Origin of the sequence: Thermomonas alba, from assembly GCF_022419205.1 — a bacterium.
GTDB lineage: Bacteria > Pseudomonadota > Gammaproteobacteria > Xanthomonadales > Xanthomonadaceae > Thermomonas > Thermomonas alba.
The window spans coordinates 1-14,384 of record NZ_JAJOZU010000001.1 but is presented as its reverse complement, the minus strand read 5'-3'; the positions used below and the strand labels follow the sequence as shown (position 1 = coordinate 14,384).

The window sequence follows — 14,384 nt, the reverse complement described above, 5'->3', positions numbered from 1 at the left end:
TGCTGCTTCAGGAATGGTCCAGTGTACCGCGCCGATACAGCGCATAGCGCACCTGGCGAGTGTGGTTTTCGCGATGCAGTGCCCACTCCGCGGGCATCGGCGGCACCTGCCCGGCCGGGCTTTCCACGTACAGCCAGGCCTGCGCCGCCATTCGTGCCGGCAGCAGCGCGAGCACCGCCGGCCACAGCCCGGCGGCGAACGGCGGGTCCACGAAGGCGATGTCGAACGGGGCCTCGGCAGATGTGCGCAGGAACGCCAGCGCGTCGCCCCGATGCACCGCCACCCGGCGCTCGGGGTCCAGCCTTGCCGCCGTCTCGGTCAACGCCCGCGCAAGCTGCGGATCGGCCTCCACCAACTGCACCTGGGCTGCTCCGCGCGAAGCGGCCTCCAGCCCGAGCGCGCCGCTGCCGGCGAACAGGTCCAGCACGCGCGCGCCCGGCAGCACCGGCTGCAGCCAGTTGAACAGGGTCTCGCGCACGCGGTCGGAAGTGGGCCGCAGGCCCGGGCGATCCGGCACCGGCAGGCGCGTGCCGCGCCAGCGCCCGGCAATGATGCGGACGCTGCCGGGCCGCGCCGGAGATGAGTTTGCGCGCGAGCGGCTCATCGGGAAACGGAAAGGCTGGGTGCTACCATGCGCGCCATTCTCCGCTATTCCCACGGCCTCATGGTCAGCTGGTTCCGCCGCAAGAAGCCCGACGCGCAGCCTTCCGTCCCCGACGCGCCCCAGCCCGCACGTCCGGAGGACACCTCCGCCCCGGCGCCGTCTGTCCCAGATGCTGCCGCCGCTTCCGCTGAACCTGCGCCCGCCGGCAAGCCCGGCTGGCGGCAGCGCCTGCGCGACAGCGCCTTCGCGCGCGCATTCAGCGGCCTGTTCTCGCGCAATCCGCGTCTGGACGATGATCTGCTGGACGAAATCGAGACCGCCCTACTCACCGCCGACGTCGGCGTAACCGCCAGCACCCAGCTGGTCGAATCGCTGCGCAAGCGGATGCGCGCGCGCGAGTTCGCCGACGCCAACGCCCTGCTCTCCGCACTGCGCGCGGAGCTGGTGGCGATGCTCGCACCGGTGGCGCGGCCGCTGCAGATCGACCCGGCGAAGAAACCCTTCGTGCTGCTCACGGTCGGCGTCAACGGCGCCGGCAAGACCACCACCATCGGCAAGCTCGCGCGCCGCTTCAAGGACGAAGGCCGCAGCCTGATGCTGGCCGCCGGTGACACCTTCCGCGCCGCCGCGGTCGCGCAGCTGCAGGCCTGGGGCGAGCGCAACGGCGTGACCGTGGTGGCGCAGGGCCAGAACGCGGATGCGGCCGCGGTCGCGTTCGATGCCCTGCAGGCCGCCAAGGCGCGCGGGGTGGACGTGCTGATCGCCGACACCGCCGGCCGCCTGCATACCCAAGGCGGGCTGATGGATGAGCTGGCGAAGGTCGCGCGCGTGCTGCGCAAGCTCGATCCGGAGGCCCCGCACGAGGTGCTGATGGTGATCGACGGCACCACCGGCCAGAACGCGATCAACCAGGTGCGCAAGTTCAGCGAGAAGCTGCCGGTCACCGGCCTGGTGGTGACCAAGCTGGACGGCACCGCCAAGGGCGGCGTGGTGTTCGCGCTGGCGCGCGAGTTCGGCATCCCGATCCGCTATGCCGGCATCGGCGAGCGCCCGGAGGACCTGCGCGTGTTCGACGCCGAGGCGTTCGTGGACGCGCTGCTGCCGGAGTCGCTGGGCGGGTGAGCGCAGCGGCGCTGCCCGCCGGCCCGCGCCCGCGCCGGTGGCGGCGGCTGGCGGCACTGGCCATCGCGCTGGCGCTGATTCTGCCGGTGCTGCTGATGGTCTGGCTGGCCCCTGCCCCGCGCGCCGGGCGCGCCCTGCTGGCGCTGGCCGGCCATGCGCTGGCGCTGGAACTCGAGGCCGAGGGCTTCGACTACCGCCTGCGCGGCACCCCGCAGCTGGAACTGCGCGACCTGGTCGCGCGCGAACCCGGCGCTCCCCGCGCCCTGCTGCGTGCGCGCCGCGTGCTCCTCGCGCTGCCGTGGCGCACCCTGCGCACCCGCGGTGCCGACCTCACCGTGCAGCGGATCGAGCTGGACGCCCCGGTGCTGGACCTGCCGGCGCTGCAGCATTGGCTGGCCGGGCGGCCGCCCAGCGCGACCCGGCTGCCGACCCTCGTCGATGGCCTGCGCGTGGTCGATGGGCGAATCGACAACGACGCCTGGAAGATCGAGGCGCTGGCCATCGACCTGCCCGCGCTGCATCCGCGCCAGGCGCTGCGCCTGGACGTGCGCGGCCGCTACGTCGCGGACGCGCTCATCCTGCCGGCCGCCCTCACGCTTTCGCTCGACACCCCGCAGCGGCTGCTGGAGCGGCAGCCGGCGCGGCTCTCCGCGCGCGGCCGCCTGGAGTTTGCGGGCGAGGGCTGGCGGATGCCGGCGCAGGTATTCCTGGCCGGGCCGCTGCGGATCGGGCGCGACTCGGCGCTGATGCAGCCGGTGCGGCTGGGGCTGGCTGCGCGCTACCAGGCGACCGGCGGCAGCACCGCGTTCCGGCTCGGGCTGGCCGCGCCGATGGCTTTCGATCAGGTCACCTGGCGCTTCGCGCCGGCCAGCGTGGTGCTGGAAGGCGATCCGCAGGTGCCACGGGCCAACGCGCGCGGCAGCTTCAGCCTCGGCGCGCGCCTGCGCCTGCAGCTGGCCGGCGAGATCGCCGCCTGGCCGGCGGGATTGCCCGCGCTGCCGGCGCCGCTGGCGGCGTCGCGCTCGCCGCTGACCTTCAGCCTTGCCTACGACGGCGCGCCGGATGCCAGCGGCCCTGCCCATCTCACCCTGCGCCGCGACGCCACCGCGCTGGAGGCGGGCTTCCGCCTGCCCGAGATGCTGACGTGGCTGGACGCCGGCGCCAGCGGTTCGCCGCTGCCGCCGCTGGCCGGCCGCCTGACCACCCCGCATCTGGTGCTGGACGGGGTGACGTTGGACGGCGTGCAGCTGCAGCTCGACGACGCGCCATGAGCACCATGCCCGACATCGCCACGCGCCTGCTGGACTGGTTCGACCGCCACGGCCGCCACGACCTGCCGTGGCAGCATCCGCGCACGCCGTACCGGGTGTGGCTGAGCGAGATCATGCTGCAGCAGACCCAGGTGGCGGTGGTGATTCCCTACTTCGCGCGCTTCGTGGCGTCGCTGCCGGACATCCCCGCGCTTGCCCGCGCACCGCAGGACGAGGTCCTCGCGCTGTGGTCGGGCCTCGGCTACTACGCCCGCGCCCGCCACCTGCATGCCGCCGCGAAGCTGTGCCTGGAGCGTCACGGCGGCGAGCTGCCGCGCGATCTGCAAGCCCTCATGGCGCTGCCCGGGATCGGCCGCAGCACCGCTGGCGCGATCCTCGCGCAGGCCTGGGACGAACGTGCCCCAATCCTCGACGGCAACGTCAAGCGCGTGCTGTGCCGGGTGTTCGGCATCGAAGGCTGGCCGGGCCAGCCGGCGGTGGAGAAGCGCCTGTGGGCGATTGCCGAAACCCTGCTGCCGCCCACGCGGCTGGCCGACTGGACCCAGGCGCAGATGGATTTCGGCGCCACCCTGTGCACCCGCGCCAATCCCGCCTGCGCGATCTGCCCCTTGCAGGACGCCTGCATCGCGCGCCGCGGGGGCCGGGTGCACGATCTGCCCGCGCCCAAGCCGGGCAAGCCGCTGCCGCAGCGCGAAGCGCACCTTCTGCTGGCCGAGGATGGCGACGGCCGCGTGCTGCTGCAGCGGCGCCCGCCCATAGGGGTGTGGGCCGGGCTGTGGTCGCTGCCGCAGCTGGAAGATGCCGCGCAGGCGCATGCCTGGCTCCGCGACCACCTGCGCGGCGATCCCGCCGCGGCGCAGCCGCTGGCGCCGATCGAACACGCCTTCAGCCACTACCGCCTGCGCCTGCACCCGCTGCGCGTGCGCATCGGCGGCACGCCGCCGCGTATCGCCGATAATGACGGCCTGCGCTGGGCGCGCCGCGCGGAGCTTTCCACGATCGGCCTGCCCGCCCCCATTCGCAAACTGCTGCAGGAGCAAACCGCATGACCCGCCGAGTGCATTGCGTGGTGGATGACATCGACACCGACGGCCTGGACTTCCCGCCGTGGCCCGGCGAACTCGGCAAACGCGTGTTCGACAGCGTCGGCAAGCCGGCCTGGCAGCGCTGGCTGGCGCACCAGACCATGCTGATCAACGAAAACCGGCTGTCGCCGCTGAACCCGCAGCACCGCGCCTTCCTCGAAGGCGAGATGGCCAAGTTCCTGTTCGGCGGCGGCGCCGACAAGCCCGCCGGCTACGTGCCGGAAGCCTGAACCTTCGCCTGCGCGCGCAGCGCCTTCTCTGCGGCGCGCACCGCCTTGGTGTCGAGCGGGCGGATCTCACGGATCTGACAGCTCATCGGCCCGCCCGGCACCTGCACCCGGTCGAACGTGGACAGGGTCATGCCGTCGCTGGATACCACCTTCAGGAACGGCGACCCGCCGCCCCAGTCCAGGCAAGGCCCCGAGAGCGTCAGCAGCCAGGTCTCGTTCGGCCGCATCTGCAGCGCTACATGCTGGCCATCCACCCGCTCCCAGCCGATCGGATCGTAGTAGCGCACCTGCGACACCGGCGCGCCGGCATGCGCCTGGTACAGCGCCAGGCGCTGGCCATCGTCGATCCGCGCGCTGGCGCAGCCGGACACCGCCAGCGCGAGGCTCAATCCAACGAGAAAAGCCTTGGCATCGTTGGCATTCATGGCGTGACTCCGTGGTGGCCTACACACATCATCCGCGCGCCTGGTGCAACCCAAGCTTAGCCGGTCGTAGCGTGAGCTTTCCGTCGCGCACACAGATTTTCCTGGTTCAGCTGGCGAACCTCGGCGGGCGTCAGATCGCCGAGGGAACCGGATCCGCGGCTCCCCCCGCCAGGACGCGCAATCGTTCAAGGCGCGGAAGTACCGCATCTCCATCGCCACGGGCCGCGCGTGATGCCCCGGCTTTTCATGGCATGGATACAGCAGCGCGGCATCCCGCCCTGCTGATCGAGCCAGGCGGCTGCAAGCGGCACGATGACATCGAGCGTTTCACCGGCAAGTTCCGCGACGAATGACGAGCACCGCCGCACATCGCTCGCCCGGGCCTGCAACGTCATCAGCGCGCTGGGCGACGCGCATTCGCGCGCCGAAAGATCGCGCCCACTAGAACAGGCCTGGTTTCGCGCGCGCCGCGACGAGTTGCGCGATGCGGGCATTGTGCTCGATCAGGTCGGCGCACTCGGCCACGAAGACGCCCATCTGCCCGACCTTGAACTCCACCCACGCCAGCGGCAGCTCCGGCAGCAGCTTGACCAGGGACTGCTCGGCCTCGCCCACCTCGCAGATGAGTAGGCCGTCCTCGGTGAGGTGCAGCGGCGCATCGCACAGGATGCGCAGGGCCAGATCCAGGCCGTCGTCGCCGGCGCGCAGGCCCAGCTCGGGCTCGTGCGCGTATTCGCGCGGCAGCGCGTCGGTCTCGGCATTGGTGACGTAAGGCGGATTGGTGACGATCAGGTCGTAGCGCTCGCCGGTCAGCGCGGAGAACAGGTCGGATTTCAGAAACCGCACGTTCTTGACGTGCAACCGCGCCTCGTTCTCGCGCGCCAGCGCCAACGCGTCGTCGCTGATGTCCACGCCGTCCACGTGCCAGTCCGGGTTGTAGTGCGCCATCGCGATCGCGATGCAGCCAGAACCGGTGCACAGATCCAGCGCGCGACGCACCTCGCGGTCGCCCAGCCAGGGCTGGAAGCCGGCCTCGATCAGCTCCGCGATCGGCGAGCGTGGCACCAGCGCACGTGGATCGCACTTGAAGCTGAGCCCCGCAAACCATGCCTCGCCAGTGAGGTAGCAGGCCGGAATGCGCTCTTCGATGCGGCGCAGGAACAGGGCCAGCACCTCCTCCTTCTCGGCCTCGGTGACGCGGGCGTTGCCGTAGGCCGGCGGCAGGTCGTGCGGCAGGTGCAGGGCATGCAGGGTGAGCTGGGTGGCCTCGTCCAGCGCGTTGTCGTAGCTGTGGCCGAAGGTCAGGCCGGCCGCGTTGAACCGGCTGGCGCCGTAGCGGATCAGGTCGATGATGGTCTGCAGTTCCTGAGACATGGGCGAAGGCGCGCGGGCAAAGGTTCTGAAGTATACCGGCGGCGCCCCGGTATCATGGGCCTTCACCGCCTGCTGGTTGCCCGTCCATGTCCAAACGCCTCGTCCCCCTGCTGGTCGTCGCCGTGGTCGCCGCCGCGCTCGGCCTGTGGGCCGCGCAGCGCCTGCTTGGCCCGAATGCCCCGACCGTGCCCGCCCTGCCCGCCCCGCGCGCGCTCACCCTGTTTCCCACTCCACGCGCCCTGCCCGCCTTCCGTCTGCAGCAGGCCGATGGCACCGCGCTGACGCCGGACACGCTGAAAGGCCACTGGACGCTGGTGTTCCTGGGCTATACCCACTGCCCCGACGTCTGCCCGACCACCCTGGCGGAAATCGCCGGCGCGCAGAAGCAGTGGGCCGCGCTGCCGGAGGCCACCCGCCCGCGGGTGCTGTTCGTCTCCGCCGATCCCGAGCGCGACACCCCCGAGACCGTCGCCCGCTACGCCCATGCCTTCCACCCCGACACCCTGGCCGCCACCGCGCCGCTGCCGCAGCTTCAGGCCTTCGCCCGCGCGCTATCGCTGGTATTCATGAAGGTGCCCGGCCCCAGCGGCGACCCGGCCGACTACAGCATCGACCACAGCGCTGCCTTCGTGCTGCTGGACCCTTCGGTGCGCATGGCTGGCGTGGTGCAGCCGCCGTTCGACGTCAAGGGCATCGCGGCCGATCTCAAAGCGCTGAGCACGCCCGCCCGATGAGTCCCCTCACCGCCCTCACCTATGTGCTGCCGCACCGCCTGCTGTCCTCGCTGGCGCGGCGGCTGGCGTACTCGCAAAACCGCGCGCTCAAGCAGTGGCTGATCGACACCGTCACCCGCCGGTTCGGCGTGGACCTGAGCGAAGCGGCGGAGCCCGACCCCACCGCCTACCCCAGCTTCAACGCGTTCTTCACCCGCGCGCTGAAGCCCGGCGCGCGCACGCCCGATGCCGACCCGCGCGCCCTGCTGATGCCGGCCGACGGCCATATCAGCCAGTGCGGGCCAATCGTGGACGGCCGCATCTTCCAGGCCAAGGGGCGCAGTTTCACCGCCGCCGAACTGCTGGGCAGCGAGGCCGATGCCGCCCCGTTCCGCGACGGCAGCTTCGCCACCGTGTACCTGTCGCCGCGCGACTACCACCGCGTGCACATGCCGTGGACCGGCACCCTGCGCGAAACCGTGCACGTGCCCGGCCGCCTGTTCTCGGTGGGCGTGGATGCCGTGGCCAGCGTGCCGCGCCTGTTCGCCCGCAACGAGCGCCTGGTCTGCCACTTCGACACCGACTTCGGCCCCATGGCGCAGGTGATGGTGGGCGCGCTGCTGGTATCGGGCATCGAAACCGTCTGGGGCGGCGAGGAAGTCCCGCCCTATGGCCATGCCATCGTCCGCAAGGACTATCGCGGCAAGGGGATCACCCTGGAACGCTTCGCCGAGATGGCCCGCTTCAACTACGGCAGCACCGTCATCGTGCTGCTGCCCAAGGGCGCGGCCACGCTGGATCCGGCGCTGCATGCCGAATCCCCGGTGCGGCTGGGGCAGCGGCTGGCGCTGCGGGATTGACGACGCCGGCAGGTCAACCGGAATCCAGACACGACAAGGCCCGCAGCGATGCGGGCCTTGTGCGTGATGGGAACCAACAGATCAGGAAGTGAACCCGACACCGCTTTTCATCGCTTTCAGTTCACGCGCTCAATTTCACGGCCGGGCATATCAGTGCGCCCATCCCCGAGAAATCGACCACCCTGACGACAACGCCTCGGCCTGCTGCAATACCGTTTGCACCGCAGCATCCTGCAGATCGGGCGGGTAGCCGTACTTCCGCAGGATGCGCTTCACCAGCACCCGCATCCTCGCGCGGGCAGAGTCGCGGCGGGCCCAATCCACGGATACGTTCTCGCGCAGGCTCATCAGCAATTCGTGTGCGATCAGCTTCAGCTTGTCGTCGCCCATCACCTGCACGGCGGATTCGTTCTCCGCGAGTGCGTCGTAGAAGGCGATCTCTTCGTCCGACAAGCCGGACTCTTCCCCGCGCTGCCGGGCGGCGCGGATGTCCTTGGCGAGCTGGATCAGCTCCTGCAGCACCTCGGCCGTCGTGATCGCGTTGGCGTGGTAGCGCGCGACCGCCTCCTCCAGCCGCTCCGAAAACGCACGGGTCTGCACGACGTTGGCCTTGGCGCGTGAGCGGATGCCGTCGTTGAGGAGCTTGCGCAGGGCTTCCAGCGCCAGGTTCTTCTTCTCCATCTGCTGCACTTCGGCCAGGAACTCGTCGGACAGGATGGAGATGTCCGGGCTCTTGATGCCGGCAGCCGCCAGGATGTCCACGATCTCGGTCGAGACCACCGCGCGGCTGACGATCTGCTGGATCGCAAGCTCCCGATCCTGGGCGGAGGTGCCTGCGCCCGCGCTCGACTTGACCAGCGCCGCGCGAATGGCCTGGAAGAAGCCCACCTCTTCGCGGATCTCCCGCGCCTCATCGCTCGATGCCGCCAGCGCGAACGCCTTGGACAGCGCCAGCACGGCGTCCTGGTAGCGCCGGTGCGCCGCCTTCTTGCCCTCGGGCGTCCTTTCCTGGGCGGCCCACTGTTGCTGCCTCTCCAGAATCCACTCGATGGCGCCAGCCATCATCGCAAGACGCGCTTGCGGCGAACCGTTCAAGGCCGAAAGGTAGTCGAAGCCATGGAACATGTCGCGCACGACCTCGTACTTCTCCAGCATCACCGCAACAGCCTCGGCCTCGTCGATACCGGTGTTCTCGCGGTCGCGCGGTGAGTATTGGGCCAGCGCGTTCTTCAGGTTCTGCGCAATGCCGATGTAGTCCACGATCAGCCCGGCAGGCTTGTCGCGGAACACGCGGTTGACGCGCGCGATGGCCTGCATCAGGCCGTGGCCGCGCATCGGCTTGTCCACGTACATCGTATGCATGCAGGGCGCGTCGAAGCCGGTCAGCCACATGTCGCGCACGATCACGAGCTTGAGCGGGTCGTTCGGGTCGCGGGCGCGCTTGGCAAGCAGATCCCGCCGCGCCTTGTTGCCGATGTGCTTCTGCCAGTCGGCCGGATCGGAGGCCGCGCCCGTCATCACGATCTTGACGCTGCCGGCGTGGTCGTCATCGCTGTGCCATCCGGGACGCAGCTTCACGATCTCGTTGTAGAGCTTGACGCAGATGCGCCGGCTCATGCAGACGATCATCGCCTTGCCGTCCAGGGCCGCCACCCGGTCCTCGAAGTGGCGGACGATGTCCTCCGCGACCAACCTCAAGCGCTTGTCCGCGCCGACCAGGGCCTCCACCGTGGCCCACTTCTGCTTGGCGCGTTCGCGGGCGGATTCTTCCTCGCCTTCCAGAATCTCCTCGATCTCCGCGTCGAGCTTGGGTTTTTCGTCCTCGGCCAGCTCGATGCGCGCCAGGCGCGACTCGTAGTAGATCGGCACCGTGGCGCCGTCTTCCACCGCGCGGCTGATGTCGTAGATGTCGATGTAGTGACCGAACACCGCCGGGGTGTTCACGTCGTCGGCCTCGATAGGCGTGCCGGTGAAGCCGATGAACGAGGCGTTCGGCAGGGCATCGCGCATGTACTTGGCGAAGCCGTAGGAAATTTCGCCGGTCCTGGCATCCACCTTGGCCTTGAAGCCGTACTGGCTGCGGTGCGCCTCGTCGGCGATGACCACAACATTGCGTCGCAGGGTGAGCGGCCCCTCGACCTCGCCGAACTTCTGCAACGTGGTGAAGATCACCCCGCCCGATGCCCGGTTGAGCAGTTCCTTCAAGTGCTCGCGCCCCTCGGCCTGCACCGGCGTCTGGCGGATCAGGTCGCGGCACATCGAGAAGGTGGCGAAGAGCTGATCGTCCAGGTCGTTGCGGTCGGTCAGCACGACCAGCGTCGGGTTCTCCAGCGCCGGATGCTTGACCAAGAGGCCCGCGTAGAAGGCCATCAGCAGGCTCTTGCCCGAACCCTGGGTGTGCCAGATCACACCGGCGCGCCGGTCGCCGGGGCGCTGGCTCTTGACCGAGGGCAGGCCGTAGTCGGCCGGGTCCTCCTTCGCGACATGGGCAGGCGGCATGGCACGCACGGTCTGCTCCACCGCCTTCTTCACCGCGTGGAACTGGTGATAGCCGGCGATGATCTTGACGAGGCTGGCTCCCGTCTCGCCGAACACCGTGAAGTCGCGCAGCAGGTCCAGCAGGCGCCGAGGCTCGAACACGCCGTCGATCAGCGTCTCCAGCTCCGGCGCTCCCTTGGGCGCCACCTCCCGGCCGTCGGTGGTGCGCCACGGCATGAAGCGTTCGAGATCGGCCGAGAGCGAGCCCACCCGCGCCATGAGTCCATCGGACGCCACCAGCAGCGCGTTCGTCTGGAAGAGCTGCGGAATCTGCTGCTTGTAGGTCTGCAACTGGTTGAACGCGGCCACGACGGTGGCCTGGTGGTCGCCCGGCGCCTTGAGCTCGATCACCGCGAGCGGCAGGCCGTTGATGAACAGCACCACATCGGGCCGCCGCTGATACTGTCCGTTGATGACCACGAACTGGTTCACCGCCAGCCAGTCGTTGTTGGCCGGGTCATCGAAGTCGATCAGCCGCGCCTTGCCAGCGGTGAGCACGCCATCATCCGCGTAGTACTCCACATCCACGCCTTCGGTCAGCAGGCGATGGAGCCGGCGGTTCTCTTCCAGAAGGTTCGGCAGCTCGGACTGCGTCACGCGCCGGATCGCGTCGTGCCGGGCTTCAGCGGGCAGCGAGGGGTTCAGGCGGGCCACCGCTTCCTCAAGCCGCCGCTTCAGCACCACCTCGTCGTGGCTTTCGCGCTCGGGGCGATGCCCGTCGGGGCCGATGTTCTCCTCGCGTTCGATGCTGTAGCCGAGCGCGCGCAGCTGATCCAGAAGGGCATTTTCCACCTCGGCTTCCGACAGAAAGGCCATCCTTCAAGCTCCGGCCGGTGTTGGCAGCGCCAACATGTTCTCGATCAGGCGGATCATCACGTCCTTGTTCTTGGCGTCGGATTCCGCCACCAGCAGCGCCAGCGCCGCCAGCCCCACGTCGTTGATGATGGGCTCGCCGTTGCGCAGCAGGCGCCCGTTGCGTGCCAGGAAATCCACGAACAGGAAGGCCCCGCTGCGCTTGTTGCCGTCCGCGAACGGATGGTTCTTGATGACGAAATACAGCAGGTGCGCGGCCTTGGTTTCCACCGTGGGATAGGCCGGCTCGCCGAACACCGTCTGGTCCAGATTGCCGAGCAGGGCCGCAAAGGCATCGCCGCGCTCGCGCCCGAACAGATCTGTCGCCTCGCCGCGCGCCATCAGGTCAGCCTTCAGCCGCGCAATGGCGGCACGGGCCTCGTCCAGTGTCGGCAGCACGCCGCCCGGACTGCCCGCCGGTGCAGTCAGCAGCCCCTCGTCATAGCGCTGCAGCCACAGGAAGGTCTGGGTGTAGCGCGCGATCACATCCACCAGCCCGCGGCCCTGTTCGGCGGTCAGCGCCTCGCCCGCAGCCGCCTTTCTCACCAGCTGCAGCGCGGCTTCCAGCTCGGCGGCGTTGCGTTCGAAGCGTTGGCGGTTCAGGGTGAAGCCACGGGTCAGGTGCTCACGCAGGACGGTAGTTGCCCACTGGCGAAAGCGCGTCGCTTTCGCGGAACTGACCCGATACCCCACGGAAATGATGGCGTCGAGGTTGTAGTGCTTGAGCCGGCGTCGTACCTGCCGTGCGCCCTCCTGGCGAACTACCGAGAAATCCTCGGTAGTTGCCGCCTCCTGAAGCTCCCGCTCCTTGTAAATGTTCTTGAGGTGCAGGCTGATGTTGTCACTGGAAGTGCCGAACAGCTCGGCCATCTGCGCCTGCGTCAGCCACACGGTCTCTCCCTCCAGCCGCACCTGGACCGGACCGTTTTCAGCTTCGAAGATGACGAGTTGCCCAGCTTCGTTCATAAGTCACGTTCCTTGAGGAAGGCTTGGGCATCGGAGATACGCAGCGTGCCGGAAATCAGGCCGTGCGGATCATGCGCATCGAGCCGCGAGGCCCGCACGGCCTGTACGACCCTGCGGATCGCGTCCTGCCGCGCCTCCGGCGGCACCCCGGGGTTCAGGCGGGCAACGGCTTCCTCGAACCGCCTGCGCAGCACCACCTCGTCGTGGCTCTCGCGCTCCGGCCAATGGCCGTCGGGGCCGATGTCGTCCTCGCGTTCAACGCTGTAACCGAGCGCGCGCAGCTGATCCAGCAGCGCGCTTTCGATCTCGGCCTCCGACAAGAATGCCAATGCGCTTCTCCTTGTTCTTGGCGGGAACTCTGGCGGGAGTCTCAGAAACACTCAAACTCTACTTGCTATCTCAGTTCCAAAGCAGGACTGAACCAGCTCGCAAAATTTGCTGATGGCTTCCGCATCAATCTTGTTGGAAGAGTAGCAATACAGAAGATGCTGAGGTTTTCTATGACTAGAACCTGGAGGGTTGATGCTCAATAGACTTTCCAGGTCTTTTGGTATGGTCACGACCGCACACGTAAATTCTGCATTTCTTGAGTCATAAATGAGCTGATTGAGTTCCTGATGTTCGTTTGCGTTATCGTCGTCATCATGAATAACGGCATGAGGCACACCGAGACTGCTGAGCAAGTTCATAAATCGGTGAATGTTGTACTTGCCGAGACAGTCCAATACATAGGTTCCTTGCGGCAAGGATAGCTTCCCATCGTCCAGCAGACGGTTGATCAGCGCTGTTTCGCTTGGCCCTTCCACCAACAGGACATGCTGAGCAAAAAGCATCCCCGCTCGATCTGGATTAAGCCACAAGCAGTACTTTACGGATTCCATGTCTGGCTGCAGGTCATCTGCCTGCATGGTTTTCGCCACCTTGGAGTACTTTGCAGCAATCTGTTGGATGCTTCTATTTGCATCCACGATGATGCTCCATCGCGCGTCATCTATTTGGTAGATAGACACGATCCCGTTATTTCGCCGAGCTCGAATGATGGCGGGGATCCGCGAGACATTTCTACTCACAAAGTGGGCGGAGTGTGTGGTACATACAATTTGCCAGTCATCCGCGTGGCTCACCCTGATTAGGTTTCGCGCCAGATCTTCCTGTTGTGGCGGATGCAGGAATGCTTCTGGCTCTTCAAAGAGCACCAGGTTCAGAGAAGGCGAGAAGTCCTTCGCTTTCCTTGACACCTTCTGGGGTACGTACTTCGCTCCAAGCTGAATAAGTGAATAGATGAAGTGACGCTGAAAACCGGAGCCAAAGTACTCAACTCCTTGCGGCCTTTCATGGTGATTGTCGCGGATACTCCATCCAAGCATGGACTTGATGATCTCCGCGGTAGATGGAGCCGTGAACTCTAGACTGAATCTTGCTTGCCATGACGCAAGCATCGCATTTATGTCGCTCTCGAAGCTCGACAGTGATCGCTTGTCCTCGGTCTCTATCGCCCGAACGCTACCCGCAAAGGCCTTGACGCTATCAGCCAGAGCCGCGTAGGCATCACTTCCCTCCACAACGTCCGACATGATGTTGGTAATCAGGTCGCGTAGGGCCGATGGGCCACTCAGCTTGGTATGTTCGTCAACCTTGCTGATTGCCGGAATGTAGATCAGATCACCGAACTTGCCGCTTTGAACATTCTTTGCGCCGTAGAACGGAGTATTTGACAGGACACCATCGGACTTATAACCCAGTATCCAGCCAGCAGCATTTTTTCCGTCATCGAGCTTTTCGTTCGTCTGAAAGTACTTCCTAACTTTCAGAGATTTGCTGTCTGTCTTGTATTCATCCTTCAGGGATTCATGTTCCTCATCTGTCAGAGCAAAGGTTAGTTCAACCCAAGACTCTTGATCAGTAGCGCCTTTGAGGGGAAAGTCGGCCTCCTTCTTGAACTTGAATCCGTCCTTTTCGTAAAAGGCACGGATGCAGTCAATGATCGTGCTTTTGCCCGAGTTGTTCGCGCCAACAATGAGCGAGTAAGGATGAAACGCCATGGACGCGTCCAAGATTCCACGAAAATTGTGGATCGAAATATGTGTCAGCTTCATGCCATGGCCCCCATGAACTTATCGACATCCGGAACGCGCATCTCGCCGGAGATCAGTTTGGGCAGAAGGGTGTCGCGGAGTAGAGCAAGGAATTTAGACTCTCGATTGGCATCTTCTTGTCCTTTAAGGAAGGTCTGAACAACCCGCCCTGACGCCTCGATCTCGGTCTCCCAAGGCAGATTTTTGCCTCGAATGCCGTTCCAATGCCCTGTATACGCGCCGTTTCCGGCGCTTTCAGGCGGGTTTCC

General features: G+C 66.7%; 13 protein-coding genes and 1 pseudogene. 6 read left to right on the top strand and 8 right to left on the bottom strand.

The window, feature by feature from the left end; all coding sequences use genetic code 11:
- Positions 1-7: 7 nt before the first annotated feature.
- Positions 8-604: a 16S rRNA (guanine(966)-N(2))-methyltransferase RsmD gene (gene rsmD / locus ML342_RS00070; protein ID WP_240124892.1), complete on the bottom strand. Its 597-nt coding sequence runs from the start codon at positions 602-604 to the stop codon at positions 8-10.
- A gap of 60 nt (positions 605-664) precedes the next feature.
- Here rsmD and ftsY point away from each other — a divergent pair, with 60 nt between their 5' ends.
- The 4 genes from ftsY to ML342_RS00050 are packed head-to-tail and all read left to right on the top strand — an operon-like array spanning position 665 to position 4,312.
- On the top strand, positions 665-1,726 hold the full coding sequence (gene ftsY, locus ML342_RS00065) for a signal recognition particle-docking protein FtsY (protein ID WP_439655132.1): 1,062 nt from the start codon (positions 665-667) through the stop codon (positions 1,724-1,726).
- A complete protein-coding gene (locus ML342_RS00060) occupies positions 1,723-2,997 on the top strand; it encodes a hypothetical protein (RefSeq protein WP_240124890.1) in 1,275 nt (424 codons plus the stop codon). The genes ftsY and ML342_RS00060 overlap by 4 nt, the downstream gene beginning before the upstream one ends.
- A complete protein-coding gene (mutY, locus tag ML342_RS00055) occupies positions 2,994-4,046 on the top strand; it encodes an A/G-specific adenine glycosylase (RefSeq protein ID WP_240124889.1) in 1,053 nt (350 codons plus the stop codon). Before ML342_RS00060 ends, mutY begins: the two co-directional genes overlap by 4 nt.
- Entirely contained in the window at positions 4,043-4,312 is a 270-nt protein-coding gene (locus ML342_RS00050) for an oxidative damage protection protein (protein WP_240124888.1), read from the top strand. The genes mutY and ML342_RS00050 overlap by 4 nt, the downstream gene beginning before the upstream one ends.
- Here the strand turns inward: ML342_RS00050 and ML342_RS00045 are convergent.
- Both ML342_RS00045 and prmB read right to left on the bottom strand, forming a co-directional pair.
- Entirely contained in the window at positions 4,294-4,737 is a 444-nt protein-coding gene (locus ML342_RS00045) for a DUF6491 family protein (protein WP_240124887.1), read from the bottom strand. The genes ML342_RS00050 and ML342_RS00045 overlap by 19 nt on opposite strands.
- Before the next feature lie 441 nt (positions 4,738-5,178).
- Positions 5,179-6,111: a 50S ribosomal protein L3 N(5)-glutamine methyltransferase gene (gene prmB, locus ML342_RS00040; protein WP_240124886.1), complete on the bottom strand. Its 933-nt coding sequence runs from the start codon at positions 6,109-6,111 to the stop codon at positions 5,179-5,181.
- Between the two features lie 86 nt (positions 6,112-6,197).
- On the opposite strand from prmB, the gene ML342_RS00035 reads away from it, so the two are divergent.
- On the top strand, positions 6,198-6,845 hold the full coding sequence (locus ML342_RS00035) for an SCO family protein (protein WP_240124885.1): 648 nt from the start codon (positions 6,198-6,200) through the stop codon (positions 6,843-6,845).
- Positions 6,842-7,684 carry an archaetidylserine decarboxylase gene (gene asd, locus ML342_RS00030; RefSeq protein ID WP_240124884.1) on the top strand — a complete coding sequence of 281 codons (843 nt, stop codon included), beginning with the start codon at positions 6,842-6,844 and terminating at the stop codon, positions 7,682-7,684. Before ML342_RS00035 ends, asd begins: the two co-directional genes overlap by 4 nt.
- A gap of 150 nt (positions 7,685-7,834) precedes the next feature.
- Here the strand turns inward: asd and ML342_RS00025 are convergent, their stop codons facing one another.
- The 5 genes and pseudogenes from ML342_RS00025 to ML342_RS00005 all read right to left on the bottom strand — a co-directional run.
- Positions 7,835-11,038, bottom strand: a complete 3,204-nt coding sequence (locus tag ML342_RS00025; protein ID WP_240124883.1) for a type I restriction endonuclease subunit R — start codon at positions 11,036-11,038, stop codon at positions 7,835-7,837.
- A gap of 3 nt (positions 11,039-11,041) precedes the next feature.
- Positions 11,042-12,040 carry a virulence RhuM family protein/type II toxin-antitoxin system death-on-curing family toxin gene (locus ML342_RS00020; RefSeq protein WP_240124882.1) on the bottom strand — a complete coding sequence of 333 codons (999 nt, stop codon included), beginning with the start codon at positions 12,038-12,040 and terminating at the stop codon, positions 11,042-11,044.
- A gap of 77 nt (positions 12,041-12,117) precedes the next feature.
- Positions 12,118-12,369, bottom strand: a pseudogene (locus ML342_RS00015) (type I restriction endonuclease); the annotation flags it as partial.
- A gap of 51 nt (positions 12,370-12,420) precedes the next feature.
- Positions 12,421-14,136: an ATP-dependent nuclease gene (locus ML342_RS00010; protein ID WP_240124880.1), complete on the bottom strand. Its 1,716-nt coding sequence runs from the start codon at positions 14,134-14,136 to the stop codon at positions 12,421-12,423.
- Positions 14,133-14,384: restriction endonuclease subunit S (locus ML342_RS00005; protein WP_369408256.1), on the bottom strand; the 252-nt coding region annotated here is incomplete at its 5' end. The genes ML342_RS00005 and ML342_RS00010, both read right to left, overlap by 4 nt.

Excerpts from the sequence above, each read along its gene's own strand:
- rsmD (WP_240124892.1), bottom strand. The coding sequence starts at position 604 with ATGAGCCGCTCGCGCGCAAACTCATCTCCGGCGCGGCCCGGCAGCGTC.
- ftsY (WP_439655132.1), top strand. The coding sequence starts at position 665 with ATGGTCAGCTGGTTCCGCCGCAAGAAGCCCGACGCGCAGCCTTCCGTC.
- mutY (WP_240124889.1), top strand. The coding sequence starts at position 2,994 with ATGAGCACCATGCCCGACATCGCCACGCGCCTGCTGGACTGGTTCGAC.
- ML342_RS00050 (WP_240124888.1), top strand. The coding sequence starts at position 4,043 with ATGACCCGCCGAGTGCATTGCGTGGTGGATGACATCGACACCGACGGC.
- ML342_RS00045 (WP_240124887.1), bottom strand. The coding sequence starts at position 4,737 with ATGAATGCCAACGATGCCAAGGCTTTTCTCGTTGGATTGAGCCTCGCG.
- prmB (WP_240124886.1), bottom strand. The coding sequence starts at position 6,111 with ATGTCTCAGGAACTGCAGACCATCATCGACCTGATCCGCTACGGCGCC.
- ML342_RS00035 (WP_240124885.1), top strand. The coding sequence starts at position 6,198 with ATGTCCAAACGCCTCGTCCCCCTGCTGGTCGTCGCCGTGGTCGCCGCC.
- asd (WP_240124884.1), top strand. The coding sequence starts at position 6,842 with ATGAGTCCCCTCACCGCCCTCACCTATGTGCTGCCGCACCGCCTGCTG.
- ML342_RS00025 (WP_240124883.1), bottom strand. The coding sequence starts at position 11,038 with ATGGCCTTTCTGTCGGAAGCCGAGGTGGAAAATGCCCTTCTGGATCAG.
- ML342_RS00020 (WP_240124882.1), bottom strand. The coding sequence starts at position 12,040 with ATGAACGAAGCTGGGCAACTCGTCATCTTCGAAGCTGAAAACGGTCCG.
- ML342_RS00010 (WP_240124880.1), bottom strand. The coding sequence starts at position 14,136 with ATGAAGCTGACACATATTTCGATCCACAATTTTCGTGGAATCTTGGAC.